This is a genomic window from Sulfitobacter sp. HI0129, from assembly GCF_001635395.1.
GTDB lineage: Bacteria > Pseudomonadota > Alphaproteobacteria > Rhodobacterales > Rhodobacteraceae > Sulfitobacter.
This window is the reverse complement of the sequence record NZ_LWGH01000153.1, coordinates 1-209: the sequence shown is the minus strand read 5'-3', so window position 1 is coordinate 209 and position 209 is coordinate 1. Positions and strand designations below refer to the sequence as shown.

The window sequence follows — 209 nt, the reverse complement described above, 5'->3', positions numbered from 1 at the left end:
ATCTTTACCGGTAACTGCGCGCTGGAATCCATGGGGTTCGAGACCTTCGGCTTTGCCGGCGGGCGCGAGGACATCTTCGAGCCGGAGGACGACATCTACTGGGGGTCCGAAGACACCTGGCTGACCTCCAGCCGCTATAGCGGCGACCGTGAGCTGGAAAACCCGCTGGCCGCCGTTCAGATGGGCCTGATCTACGTGAACCCCGAAGG

General features: G+C 62.7%; 1 protein-coding gene. It reads left to right on the top strand.

Annotated features, from left to right (window positions below):
* A partial coding sequence (locus A3764_RS23825; protein ID WP_150122036.1) for a hypothetical protein occupies positions 1-209 on the top strand: 209 nt, incomplete at both ends.